The 13336-nt window shown below is 62.2% G+C and carries 9 protein-coding genes; 6 read left to right on the top strand and 3 right to left on the bottom strand.

All coding sequences use genetic code 11. The features are described 5' to 3' along the window. Position 1 precedes the first annotated feature (1 nt). From hutU to A4A58_RS13145, 3 genes are all read left to right on the top strand, one after another. Complete coding sequence (hutU, locus tag A4A58_RS13155; RefSeq protein ID WP_068732685.1) at positions 2-1675, top strand: urocanate hydratase; 1674 nt, start codon at positions 2-4, stop codon at positions 1673-1675. 9 nt (positions 1676-1684) lie between these two features. After that, positions 1685-2254, top strand: coding sequence for a HutD/Ves family protein (locus A4A58_RS13150; RefSeq protein WP_068732683.1), 570 nt, complete (start codon positions 1685-1687; stop codon positions 2252-2254). Between the two features lie 152 nt (positions 2255-2406). After that, the gene (locus tag A4A58_RS13145; RefSeq protein ID WP_068732680.1) at positions 2407-3288 is read left to right on the top strand and encodes a LysR family transcriptional regulator; all 882 of its coding nucleotides are present in this window, start codon (positions 2407-2409) and stop codon (positions 3286-3288) included. A 203-nt stretch (positions 3289-3491) separates the two neighbouring features. Here A4A58_RS13145 and A4A58_RS13140 read toward each other — a convergent pair whose 3' ends face one another. After that, positions 3492-4835 (bottom strand): TAXI family TRAP transporter solute-binding subunit, encoded by a 1344-nt coding sequence (locus tag A4A58_RS13140; protein ID WP_068732679.1) that lies wholly within the window; start codon positions 4833-4835, stop codon positions 3492-3494. Between the two features lie 325 nt (positions 4836-5160). Between A4A58_RS13140 and A4A58_RS13135 the strand changes: the two genes are divergently transcribed. Continuing rightward, complete coding sequence (locus A4A58_RS13135; RefSeq protein WP_068732677.1) at positions 5161-5448, top strand: FeoA family protein; 288 nt, start codon at positions 5161-5163, stop codon at positions 5446-5448. Beyond that, positions 5445-7331 carry a ferrous iron transporter B gene (gene feoB / locus A4A58_RS13130; protein ID WP_068732675.1) on the top strand — a complete coding sequence of 629 codons (1887 nt, stop codon included), beginning with the start codon at positions 5445-5447 and terminating at the stop codon, positions 7329-7331. The genes A4A58_RS13135 and feoB overlap by 4 nt, the downstream gene beginning before the upstream one ends. Before the next feature lie 63 nt (positions 7332-7394). On the opposite strand, the gene A4A58_RS13125 is transcribed toward feoB, so the two are convergent. Both A4A58_RS13125 and A4A58_RS13120 read right to left on the bottom strand, forming a co-directional pair. Next, positions 7395-9401: a TonB-dependent siderophore receptor gene (locus A4A58_RS13125; protein WP_068732673.1), complete on the bottom strand. Its 2007-nt coding sequence runs from the start codon at positions 9399-9401 to the stop codon at positions 7395-7397. A gap of 608 nt (positions 9402-10009) precedes the next feature. Then, on the bottom strand, positions 10010-11602 hold the full coding sequence (locus A4A58_RS13120; protein ID WP_068732671.1) for a gamma-glutamyltransferase family protein: 1593 nt from the start codon (positions 11600-11602) through the stop codon (positions 10010-10012). 183 nt (positions 11603-11785) lie between these two features. On the opposite strand from A4A58_RS13120, the gene A4A58_RS13115 reads away from it, so the two are divergent. Continuing rightward, positions 11786-13234, top strand: coding sequence for an amidohydrolase family protein (locus A4A58_RS13115; protein ID WP_068732669.1), 1449 nt, complete (start codon positions 11786-11788; stop codon positions 13232-13234). Positions 13235-13336 lie beyond the last annotated feature (102 nt).

Here is a 13336-nt window from a genome sequence, read left to right as displayed (position 1 = left end):
CATGGATCGCAGCAAGAACAGCCGCATCGTCCGCAGCCCGCGCGGCACAGAGCTTTCCGCGAAGGATTGGCTCACCGAAGCGCCGCTGCGCATGCTGATGAACAATCTCGATCCGGAAGTGGCGGAAAACCCGAACGAGCTGGTGGTCTATGGCGGCATCGGCCGCGCCGCGCGGAACTGGGAAGCATTCGACCAGATCGCCAAATCGCTCCGTGAGCTCAACGCCGACGAGACGCTGCTGGTGCAATCCGGCAAGCCGGTCGGCGTGTTCAAGACGCATGCCGATGCGCCGCGCGTGCTGATCGCCAATTCGAATCTCGTGCCGCGCTGGGCCACCTGGGAGCACTTCAACGAGCTCGATCGCCGGGGCCTGATGATGTACGGCCAGATGACTGCCGGCTCCTGGATCTATATCGGCTCGCAGGGCATCGTGCAGGGCACCTACGAAACCTTCGTGGAGGCCGGACGGCAGCATTACAACGGCGACCTCTCCGGCCGCTGGATCCTCACCGCCGGCCTCGGCGGCATGGGCGGCGCGCAGACACTGGCGGCGACCATGGCGGGCGCGTCGTGCCTCGCGGTCGAGTGCCAGCCGAGCCGCATCGAGATGCGCCTGAAGAGTCGTTATCTCGACGTACAGGCGAAGGACCTCGACGACGCCCTGGTGATCATCGAGAAGGCCAACAAGGAGAAGAAGCCGATCTCCGTCGGCGTGCTCGGCAATGCCGCCGACATCTTCCCCGAACTGGTGCGCCGCGGCGTCAGGCCGGACATCGTCACTGACCAGACCTCGGCGCATGATCCGGTCAACGGCTATCTGCCGAAAGGCTGGACGCTGTCGGAGTGGGAGGCCAAGCGCGCCAGCGATCCGCAAGCCGTCGAGAAGGCATCGCGCAAATCGATGAGCGAGCACGTCCGCGCGATGCTCGACTTCCACAAGATGGGCGTGCCGACTGTCGACTACGGCAACAACATCCGCCAGATGGCGAAGGAAGAAGGCGTCGACAACGCGTTCGACTTCCCGGGCTTCGTGCCGGCCTATATCCGCCCGCTATTTTGTCGGGGCATCGGTCCGTTCCGCTGGGCAGCGCTCTCGGGCGATCCCGAGGACATCTACAAGACCGATGCGAAGGTGAAAGAAATACTCGGACACAACAAGGCGCTGGTGAACTGGCTCGACATGGCGCGCGAACGCATCCAGTTCCAGGGTCTGCCGGCGCGCATCTGCTGGGTTGGGCTCGGCGATCGCCATCGCCTCGGCCTCGCCTTCAACGAAATGGTCGCATCGGGTGAGCTGAAGGCACCGATCGTGATCGGCAGGGATCATCTCGACTCCGGTTCGGTGGCAAGCCCGAACCGCGAGACCGAAGCGATGAAGGACGGCTCCGACGCCGTGTCGGACTGGCCGCTGCTCAATGCGCTGCTCAACTGCGCATCTGGCGCAACATGGGTGTCGCTACATCACGGCGGCGGCGTCGGCATGGGCTTCTCGCAGCATTCCGGCATGGTCATCGTCGCCGACGGCACGCCGGAAGCAGCAAAGCGCCTCGAACGCGTGTTGTGGAACGATCCGGCCACCGGCGTGATGCGCCACGCGGATGCGGGCTATGAGGAAGCCATCGACTGCGCAGAGGAACATCACCTCAATCTGCCATCGCTGCACGCCAAGGGCTGAGTGCGGCGCATGCAGATCCTGCGCGCCGCGAACTACAAGGTGATGCCCTGGAAGAACGGGCTTGGATCGACCACGGAGATCGCGATCTTCCCGGCGAATGCAAAGCTGGACGATTTCGACTGGCGCGTCAGTATGGCGCAGGTGACGAGCGACGGACCGTTCTCGTCATTTCCCGGGATTGATCGTACACTTCTGGTCATCGATGGCGCCGGCATCGACCTCAATGTCCACGGCAGCGCATCTGTGCGCATTGATCGCAGTACGATCCATTCCTTCCCGGGCGATCAGCAAACGTCAGCGACACTAATCGACGGTTCCATTACAGATTTGAATGTGATGAGCAGGCGCGGGATCGTCTCACAGCATGTGAGACGCATCAACGTCATGAAACGTCAGGATTTTATAGTTTCTGCACAAGCGTTTCTGTTCGTTGAGCATGGCACTGCGACCGTACGGTCGGCATCGACCGTCGACAGCCTGTCGGCGCATGATGCGCTGCTTGTGGAACAAGGATCAGCACCTGTCGCGATTGAGTCCGATGCGACGGCGCATGTAGTCATCATCGAATTCGGTAGATAGCCGCCACACACTGATTTTGATGACGCCATAAATTCCGGAAATGCCATCCAAATCAAATATATAACCAAGAGTGATTACGCCTATATGATTGGTAGAGAATCGCGACACCACTTGGTCCGACTCATGGCGCAATTGCGAGGCTGGATATTCAAATGCACAAGCGGCATCTCAATATTCCGATTGAAATTGTTCGTACCGTCGTTGCCATTTCAGAAACGGGTAGCTTGACCAAGGCTGCGGAGCAATTGGGGTTGAGTCAGCCCGCGGTGAGTTCGCAGATCAAGCGCCTCGAACAACTTGTTGGCGGTTCGCTGTTCAGCAAGACGCCGAACGGAAGTTGTCCGACCGATCTCGGCAAGCTGGTGCTTGCGCAAGCGCGCAAGATCATCGAGGCCAACGATCAGGTGCTTGCGCTCGGCGGAGCCGATAATCATGTCGACCGGCTTCGTTTGGGCCTGAGCGTTGTCCTCGCGCAGCGCTTCATCGCCGAGCAGAGCCTGAGCAACCTCAATGACATCCATATCCATGCCGGAATGTCCACCGAGATTGCGACAGCGTTGATCGACGGCCATGTCGACGTCGGGTGTTTTTTCCAGCGGGGAGAAATCAGTGCCGATCTGGCTCCGCTCATTGTCGATGAAGCCGAGGATCGGCTGGCATGGGTTCGCTCGAAATCATTCGTGCTCAGCCCCGGCGCACCGATCCCAATCGTCACCTGGACCAATGACGACTGGATGATTCATACGCTCACGCGGCACGGCCTTTCCTATCGGATTGCCTTCAGCAGTCAGGACTACAGCGCGAAGAAAGCCGCCGTCGAAGCCGGCATCGGACTGACGGCTGTTCCCAGCCGGATCATTCCGCCGGGACTGGTCTGGGCCAGGGACTATTATTTGCCGGAGCTTCCGACCATCAAAGCGCTGCTCTGCATTCGCCCGGGTATGACGTCGCCGCGTGTCCTGGAAATCAAGGATCAGCTCTCGGCGATGTTCCTGCGCCCCGCACTGCCCATGGAAAACGACAAAGTTGCCTAGCGAAGCCGCATATTTCAGAGAGCAGGCCGAGCGCTGCGAAAAGCTGGCGCGGGAGATTGATGACCCCGTGGTTCGCGAACGACTGTTGAACCTGGCCACGGAATATGCGCGTCGCGCGGAAAGGAAACCTGTGCAGCCCCGAGCCCGGCAATCGCCGCGGCCGGAGCGGCGCTGAGCGAATAGACGCTACGTTGCTGGCACAACTACGTCTCTGACTGGATGCTTGAACCCGGCGCGACGGACAACGGGGCGCGCGCCAACGCCGAGCGGCGGTGATGGATGAGGTTGTCGATGCGCTGCGCTGCCGAGACCAGCGTCGCGATTTCCAGTGCGTCTTCGTCATTACGCATCGTCTTCGCCAGCTGCGCGGTGAGAAGGTCGTCGACCTCCTGTTCGATCGCACATAGTTCCGCGTCGTCGGGCGCTGCCCTGATCCGGCGCGGCAATGTATAGAATGCGTTGAGTGTCGCCTCCCGGTGATCGGGGGGGCGAATGCCGAGGAATCGCCAGGCGGCGGCGAGTATCGAGGCCAAAGCGCCAAGGAGCATGGGCGCGAGATAGATGTCATCGCCGTATTTATCCATGAAGCTCTGCTCGGTGCCGTTGTAGTAGGCAGCAGCACCGGGATGGACGGGGATAAAGGCATCGGGATCGGTGTCGGCAGCAGCGATACCGGCCAGTTGCGGTTGCCCGGCGATCAGATCGCGACGCGCCGCGACCACCATTTCGGTCAGACGCGCGATCACGCTGGAATGGAGCTTCTTGTTCGCGACCAGATAGTAACTGACCCGAAGCGTTGTCACGTCATCATCCGGGACGGGCGGCGCACCGCGGAGCGACCCTTTCGGAATGTCGAAGCTTTCGTAGGCGCCGTTGGCATCGGCAATGGCGCCGGCGGCATCGATCGGGATCAGCACCGGTGCACCGGTTTTGAACAGACCGCGCACCTGAGACAAATACTTCTCGGTCAGCGGGATCACCACCAGCAGGGCGCCGACTTCCCTGGCTTCCACGGCGCGCCGGGTATCGCTGACCTCAAGATTCTTGAATGTGACCCTCGCACTCGTCAGGTCATATTGTTTGGTCAGCGCATCGACCAGTTTGCGATTGACCTCACCGCCCACCACACCGACGGTGCGGCCGCGCAGGCCCTCGACACTGGTGATCTTCGAGCCGGGCGGCGCGATCAGCATGACAACCGCCTTGGCCATGACGGCAACGGCGCGCGCCTCGGAGAGATCGCCGACATCGGCCCGGACCACAGCGAGATCGAACTTGCCGGACGAGAATGCCTTGCCGGCATCGACGGCGTTGCCGAAGGTCTCGAAATCCAGCCGGATCGGCGACTTCTTGTTGGCGAAATGGCTGGCGATGATTGAGGCCGTCTTGCCGGCTTCGCCATCGATCGACCCGACCGCCAGCTTGAGCACGGTCGGACGCTCGATATAGCGCCAGGTCAGAAGGCCGCCGCCCAGCAGCAGACCGAAGATGCCGGCCAGCAGAAGCACCCTGCCCCAGAACGGGAAAGCAATGGATCGCACGTTCATGCTCGGTCCTGCGCGGCCACAAGAATGGGCTGACGACATTGCCCGCAATCACCTTGCTCACACGTTCATTGGAAGTCCATCGGTACGGACGACAGGTAAAGTCCACCGACCGGACCGAATCCACGAGCAGCGCCATCGGACTGGTAAAGATCCAGCAGCGGATGTTGGAGAGCATGGGGCAGCCGCATGTGCCTCGGCGGCCCAGTGTCGCTCCCGCAAAAGCGGGAACGACAGAAACGGTGCCGAAGCGCCTTTTTATAATCATTCTAATAACATACGCGCGTTTGTCTTGACCTTGTCAGGACGCTGCTCGACAAGGTCCGGCATGACCGTCCACCAGACTGCATCCGAAACATCCACACACGAATTGCGCCTCGGCAACGCGCCGCGCGGATTCATCGGGACCATCGTGGCGTTGCAGCCCGATATTGCAGGCGCGGCCGATAGCGGCCACGAGCTCGAACGGCATCTGCTGGAAATGGGCTTCACCGAAGGTGCGCGCGTCGAGATTCTGCATCAGGGCGCTATCCAGCGCGATCCGATCGCGGTGCGCGTCGACAATATTACGATCGCCGTCCGCCGGCGCGAAGCCATGGCAGTTGTTGTGAAATGACCGATGCAGACGTGACCAACGAGCGCTTCCATCTGGCGCTGGTGGGAGCCCCCAATAGCGGCAAGACATCGCTCTTCAACGCACTCACCGGCAGCCGCCAGAAGGTGGCCAACTATGCGGGCGTCACCGTCGAGCGCAAGGCGGGCGCCTTCGTGACACCGGCCGGCCGTCAGGTCACGCTGCTCGACCTGCCCGGCACCTATTCGCTGCGCGGCCGCAGCCCGGACGAAGAGATCACCCGCGACGTCGTGCTCGGCAAGCGCCCCGGCGAAGCTGCGCCCGATCTGGTCCTGTGCATCGCCGACGCCACCAATCTGCGCCTTACGCTGCGGCTGATCCTGGAACTCAAGCGCACCGGTCGCCCGCTGCTGGTGGTGCTCAACATGTTCGACATCGCGCAGCGCCGCGGCGTCAGCATCGACGTCGACGCGATGTCCGCAGCACTCGGCGTGCCTGTGATCACTTCCATCGCAGTGAAGAAGGCCGGTGTCGAGCAACTGCGTCACCGCACCGACGAATTCGCCGCCAACATGCCGGCGGTCGCCGCAGGCGACGGCTGGACGCCGCTCAGCCTGTCCGAGATGAAGGCGCTGCAGCGCGAGGCTGACCGCATCATCCGCGAAACCGTGACGATGCCGACCAAGCCGGACACGCTGACCACGCGCGTCGATGCCGTGGTGCTGCATCCGGTCGCCGGTCTCGCGATTCTCGCGCTCATTCTGTTCGTGATGTTCCAGGCGGTGTTCTCCTGGGCGCAGCCGCTGATGGAGCTGCTGTCGGATTCCTTCGGCGCGCTGGGCACGCTGGTGGCACAAGTGCTGCCTGAAGGAATCTTGCAGAGCTTCCTGCAGAACGGGTTGATCGCCGGCGTCGGCAGCGTGCTCGTGTTCCTGCCGCAGATCATCATCATCTTCCTGTTCATCCTGCTGCTGGAAGATTTCGGCTACATGGCACGCGCCGCGTTCCTGATGGACCGCATCATGGGCGGCGCCGGTCTGCATGGCCGCGCCTTCATCCCGCTGCTGTCGAGCTTCGCCTGTGCGATCCCCGGCATCATGGCAACGCGCGTGATCGATAATCGCCGCGACCGCCTCACTACCATCCTGATCGCGCCGCTGATGACCTGCTCGGCGCGCATCCCGGTCTATACGCTGATCATCTCCGCCTTCATTCCGGCCGAGACCGTCTGGGGCTGGATCAACCTGCAGGGCCTCGTGATGTTCGGGCTCTATGTGGCGGGCATCGGCAGCGCACTCGCCGCATCCTTCGTCATCAAGTTCTTCATGTGGCGCGACTACCAGCCGGCGCCGTTCATGCTGGAATTGCCGGACTACAAGCTGCCGCGCCTCAAGAGCATCGCCATTGGCGTCACTACCCGCGCCAAAATGTTCCTGCAGCGCGCCGGCACAACCATCCTGTCGATGATGATCCTGATCTGGTTCCTGGCCTCGTTCCCGCAGGCACCGGCCGGCGCCGAAGGTCCGGCGATCAATTACAGCCTGGCTGCGATGATCGGAAAATTCCTGGAGCCGTTCTTCGCGCCGCTCGGCTTCAACTGGCAGATCACGGTGGCGCTGATCCCCGGCATGGCGGCGCGCGAGGTCGCGGTCGGCGCGCTCGGCACCGTCTATGCGATCGAAGGCGGCAAGGAAGCGGCGGACGCGATCGGCCAGGCGCTGGCCAGCAAATGGAGCCTTGCCACCGCGCTGTCGTTTCTGGCCTGGTTCATCTTCGCCCCGCAATGCGCCTCGACATTGGCCGTGATCCGCCGCGAGACCGGCAGCACCAAGTGGATGGTGGTGACGTTCCTCTACATGTTCGCGCTGGCCTATGTGGCTAGCCTGATCACCTACACCGTCGCGAAAGCGGCCGGGCTGGGTTAGCCTGGCTAGCGTGGCATCCTTCGCGCCGACACCGTGATTTGAATTTCATCCTGTGCCGCTGCATCACCATCGGTAACGCAGCGTCGCGATTACATCGCGCCGCATGCCGTAATAGCAGCCGGAATCCTGACACAGCCGCACATAGGTCTTGTCGAACAGGTTGCTGGCATTGAGCTGGAACTTGAAGCCCTTGAACTGCGGTCCAAGTCCGGCAAGGTCATAGTGAAGCGCCGCATCGAATAGCGTGACGCCGGGAACGTTATAGGTGTTCATGCTGTCGCCCGCCGTTTCCCCGAAATAGCGGACGCCGGCCGCCAGACCGAAGCCGTCGAGGACGCCGCTGCGGAAGGTGTAATCAGCCCATAGCGATGCCGCATTGCGCGGGACACCGATTGGCCGTTTGCCGAGTGTATCAGGCTCCGAATTCGTATTGACCAGGTCGAGATAAGTATAGGCGCCGAGCAATGTCAGGCTGCGATCGACCTGCACCTTGCCTTCGATCTCGATCCCCCGCGATCGGATCTCACCGGTCTGAACCCGATTTCTGAAATCGTTCGGATCCTGCATCACGACGTTCTGCTGCTTCAGGTCGAAAGCTGCGAAAGTCAGGAGCATCTTGTCATCGGGTTGATACTTGACGCCGAACTCCTTCTGCTGACCGGTCGTCGGCTTGAACGGATTCAGGGTCCTGTTCGAGGCCCCGATGATCGGCTGGAACGACTCCGTGTATTGAATGTATGGCGCCACGCCGTTGTCGAACTTGTACAGCAGAGCACCGCGCTTGGTGGTCGCTTCATCCGATGTCGAGGCGGTGCCGAACGTCGTGCCGTCGAAGGTCGAGACCGTACGCGAATCGGCCCGATCGTGCCGGACTCCCAATAGCGCAACCCAGCGGTCGAACTTGATCTGATCCTGCAGATAAACGCCGACCTGATCGAAGGTCTGCCTGCTGGCGCCATCGAAATCCAGCGCCGGAACAGTTATGCCGTAGACAGGATTCAGCGCGTTGATCGATCCGACATCGGCGAGATAGCCGTTGGAGGCCCGATTGGTGCCGGTCTGGTAGTCTACCCCGAACAGCGTCATGTGCTGGAACGGCCCGGTCGCGAACTTTGCCTCGGCTTGATTGTCGATCGCAAAGGTACGCAGTGTTTCCGCCGCAGAAAACGCATCGCGGCCTATGCTGGTAATGTTCGTCTGGTTGGATTGGGGATAGACCGCCTGTGTATAGGTGCTGTTGTCGGTATAGCGGAGATTTTGCCGCACAGTCCAAACGTTATCGAAACGATGTTCGAACAGATAACCAATCGAACTATATTCGCGCTTGAATATATTATAGTTCGGGTCGCCCAGGTAGAAGCTGGTCGGAATCCGACCATTGACGGTCGAGAACAACGTTCCCACGCCATTCGGCAGTAGCTGATTGTAGAAGCCCGCTTTCGGGTCCCTTTGATAGGTCCCCTGGAAGGTGATCGTGGTATCGTTTGTCGGCCGCCACGTCAGCGACGGCGCGATCGAGACGCGCTGATAGTCGCCGTGGTCGACCTGGCTGCCGACGTCGTAGCCAGAAGCGGTGAGGCGATAGAGAAATTCCTTGTTTTTATCGAGTGGCCCGCTGACATCGATGCCGCTCTGGACGCGGCCGTAACTGCCGGTCGAAACGAACATCTCCTGATACGGCTCTGTGGTCGGCCGCTTGCTGACCATATTGACCACACCGCCCGGAGAGGCCTGACCGTAGAGCACCGACGCAGGCCCGTGCAGCACTTCCATCCGCTCGAGGTTGAAAGGATCGACCAGCGTATAGGCGAAGGTGCCCGACGCCACCCGCAACGAGTCCAGATACTGATCGGCGAGAAAGCCCCTGACATAAACCTGATCGAAGCGGCCGTCGGCACCGTTCCGCTCGCCGACCACCCCGGACGTATAGCGCGTGGCCTGCGACACGCTCTGTGCGGCTTGCGCCTGAATCTGATCCTGCGTGACAACGGAAATTGCCTGCGGCGTTTCGATCAATGGCGTGTCGGTTTTTGTACCCGTCCCGCTACGGGTCGCGACGTAGCCGTCCACGTGTCCCCAAGCGGTTTCGGACCTGGGATTGACCGGACCTGGCGCAACGGCTTGCTGTGATCGGCGGGCTGCAACACGACGGTCACCCCGCGCGCCTGATGTGCTGCGTCTGACTTGAGGGCGCCGTGTCGCTTGCTGCTGTGGCGCGTCGACCGTCACTGCGGGAAGTGTCGACTGCGCACGAACAACAGTCGTAAAATCGAGCGACATGACAAACGCGCTCGCCGCACCGAGCCATGCGGCATGCTTCCAGTTCTTTGATTTTATGCTCACGAATTGCCCCAGCGATTCAGCGAGCCAAAGCAGCCTGCCTTATAGCTTTTTCGTGACCCAAAGAGAGAATGGCAACACGTCAACTGCTAGAATAGGTCGAAGTCGGCGAACCCGGCACCGTCTATGCGATCGACCTGGCGCTGGCCAGCAAATGGAGCCTGGCCACCGCACTGTCGTTCCTATGTGGCGAGCCTGATCACCTACACCGTCGCGAAGGCAGCCGGGCTGGGGTAAAGATGCGTAGCCCGGATGAGCGCAGCGATATCCGGGAGTGTCGCGCCTGTTGAAACGCCGGCCCCGGATGTCGCTTCGCTCATCCGGGCTACGGGATCGACTTAAAATCCCGCAGCCAAGCCATCCTTGCGCGGGTCGGAGCCGGCGACATAGCCGCCATCGATTTTGCGCACGAGCTGCGCGCCGCCGAAACCGAAGGCGGAATCGGGCGGCTCGCGCTCGATGACATGGCCACGGCTGGTGAGATCGGCGGCGACGTTGTCCGGTACTGCGGTCTCGATCGCCACTTTCAACCCGGCCACATAGCGCCAGCGCGGCGCATCCGCCGCCGTCTGCGGATCCTGCCCCCAGAGCTGCATGCGCAGCATGATCTGCAGATGGCCCTGTGCCTGCATCGGGCCGCCCATCAGGCCGAACGCCATCAGCGGCTCTTTGCCCTGCATGACGAAGCCGGGAATGATGGTCTGGAACGGCCGCTTGCGCGGGCCGACCTGATTGGGATGACCATCGGTCAGAACGAAGCCGAAACCGCGATTCTGCAGGCTGATGCCGGTGCCGGGCACGACCACACCGGAGCCGAAGCCCGAATAGTTCGACTGGATATAGGACACCATCATGCCACTGGCGTCGCCGGTGGACAGACACACCGTGCCGCCGGTCTTCGGCGCGCCCGCGCCGAAATCCTGAGCGCGACTCATGTCGATGAGCTTGGCGCGCGAGGCCAGATAGGCCGGATCGAGCAGATGCGCGACGGTGACATCGTGCATGTAATCGAGATCGGCGGCATAGGCATAGACATCGGCGAAAGCGAGTTTCGTGGCTTCGATCTGCAGATGGAAGGCATCGCCGCTGTCGAGCACGAGACCATCGGTGCCATAGGCCCGCATAATGCCCAGCGCCATCAGCGCCGCGATGCCCTGCCCGTTCGGCGGGATTTCGTGCAGCGATGCGTCGCCGAAATCCTGATGGATGGTGCCGCACCAGTCATTACGATGCGTGGCCATGTCGGCCTCGTCGAGCACAGCGCCATGTTCGCGCGCAAAGTCAGCGATACGCTGCGCGAGCTCGCCGCGATAGAAGGCTTCGCCCTTGGTCGATGCGATCAGCTTGAGCGAATAAGCGTGGCCCGGCGCGCGAAACAATTCGCCCGCCGCAGGCGCACGCCCGCCGGGCATGAAGGCTTCGGCGAAACCCGGCTGGACCTTCAACTCCTCCGCCCCGCGGCGCCAGAGTTCGGCGATCACAGGCGAGACGTGGAAGCCATTCTCCGCATAGGAGATCGCAGGCTCGAACAAGTCAGCGAATGGCAGCTTGCCGAAGCGTTCGGACAGATCGACCCAGGCCGAAACGGCGCCGGGCACGGTGACGCTCTCCCACCCGCGATGCGGGAATGTCTTGTGATTTGCAAATCGCTCGGGGGTCCATCCCGCCGGCGACCGGCCGGAGGCGTTGAGGCCGTGCAGCTCCTTGCCGTCCCACAGGATGCAATAGGCATCCGAACCGATGCCGTTGCCGGTCGGTTCGACCACGGTCAGCGTGATAGCCGCAGCCAGCGCTGCATCCAGCGCATTGCCGCCACGCTCCAGCATGCGCAAGCCCGCTTGCGTCGCCAGCGGCTGCGACGCCGCCACCACATTGCGCGCCATGACCGGCGAGCGGCGGGAGGCGTAAAGGCCATCATGTCTGTATTGCATGAGTTCAAGCTCTCTTCAGGACTTTGCAGATCAACGCGTCTTCTTATCGACATTTGCACGAGCCGAATAGACGGGGTGCACGTGCCGAATAGACAGGCGGGTCTGCTCACCTCTCGATCTTGCATCGCAAGGTCGCTTGCGCTTACGGTTCCGCGCATTCCGTCGACCACGAGAGGATCAGCATTGGCCATCACCGTCATCCGCAACGCGGACTATGTCGTCGCCTGGGACGCCACAAAGAGCAGCCACACCTATGTCACCGGCGGCGATGTCGCTTTCGACGGCGGACAGATCGTGTTTGCCGGCCGCGACTATCAGGGCGAAGCGGTCGAGACCATCGACGGCCGCGGCTTCATGGTGATGCCGGGCCTCGTCGATATCCACTCGCATCCATCCAGCGAACCGCTCAACAAGGGCTTTCTCGACGAGATCGGCTCGCCCGGCCTGTATAATTCGTCACTCTACGAGTACATGCCGATCCTGCGTTCCGATCCGGAAGGCGTGCCGGACTGCGTGCGCGTCGCCTATTCGGAATTGCTGCTGTCCGGCGTGACCACAGTCGCCGATCTCTCGATTGCCCATCCGCAATGGCTCGACCTCGCCGCCGAGAGCGGGCTGCGCGTCTGCCTGGCGCCGATGTTTCGGTCGGCGCGCTGGTTCACGCCGAACGGCACGCTGGTGGACTATGAATGGAACGAGAAAGCCGGCGAGGATGCCATGCTGCACGCATTCGCGATTATCGACGCTGCCGAAGCGCATCCGTCCGGCCGGCTGTCGGGCATGATGTGCCCGGCGCAGATCGACACGTGTACGCCACAACTCATGCGCGACAGCTATGCCGAAGCCACGCGCCGCGGCATTCCGTGGCAGACCCATGCCGCGCAATCGGTGTCGGAATTCCACGAGATGGTCCGCCGGCATGGCGTGACGCCGATCCAGTGGCTCGGCGAACTCGGCGTGCTCGGGCCGACCTCGCTGGTCGGCCATGCGATCTTCGTTGACGACCATCCGCTGACGCCGTGGCACACCAAGCGCGACCTCGCACTGCTGGCCGAGACCGGCACCACGGTGGCGCATTGCCCGACGGTGTTCATGCGGCGCGGCATCGCGCTGCGTGATGTCGGCCGCTATCGCGCGGCCGGCATTTCGGTGGCGATCGGCACCGACACCTATCCGCACAACATGATCGAGGAGATGCGGAACGTGACGATGACCTCGCGGCTGATGGCCGGGCATCCGCGCGGCCTGAACTCGACCATGCTGTTCGAGGCTGCCACCACCGTCGGCGCCAAGGCGCTCGGCCGCAACGACATCGGCAGGCTCGAAGCTGGCTGCAAGGCCGATCTCGTGATGGTCGACGTCACCCATCCGATGATGCAGCCGCATCGCGATCCGATCCGCAGCATGATCTATGCGGCAGCGGAACGCGCGGTGCGTCATGTCTATGTCGATGGCCGGCAGGTTGTGAAGGACGGCGTGGTGCAGACGTTCGACTATCCAGCCGCGGCGCTGCGTGTGCATGAGGCGCAGATCCGCGCCGAGGAGCGCACACCCAGTCTCGACTGGGCCGGCCGCAAGCTGACGGAAATCTCGCCGCTGTCGTTCCCGATGGCGTGGCCGTCGAACGAGTAAGGCCGTCGCAGGCTTCGCTCCAGACGCCGGCACGTTCCCTCGCCCCGCATTTGCGGGGAGAGGGTTAGGGTGAGGGGCGGGGTTTGACGCTTCAACAGACGC

The organism is Tardiphaga robiniae, from assembly GCF_001618955.1.
GTDB classification, from domain to species: domain Bacteria; phylum Pseudomonadota; class Alphaproteobacteria; order Rhizobiales; family Xanthobacteraceae; genus Tardiphaga; species Tardiphaga robiniae_A.
Note: the sequence above shows the minus strand (reverse complement) of the source record. Positions and strands in the feature narration are given on the sequence as shown.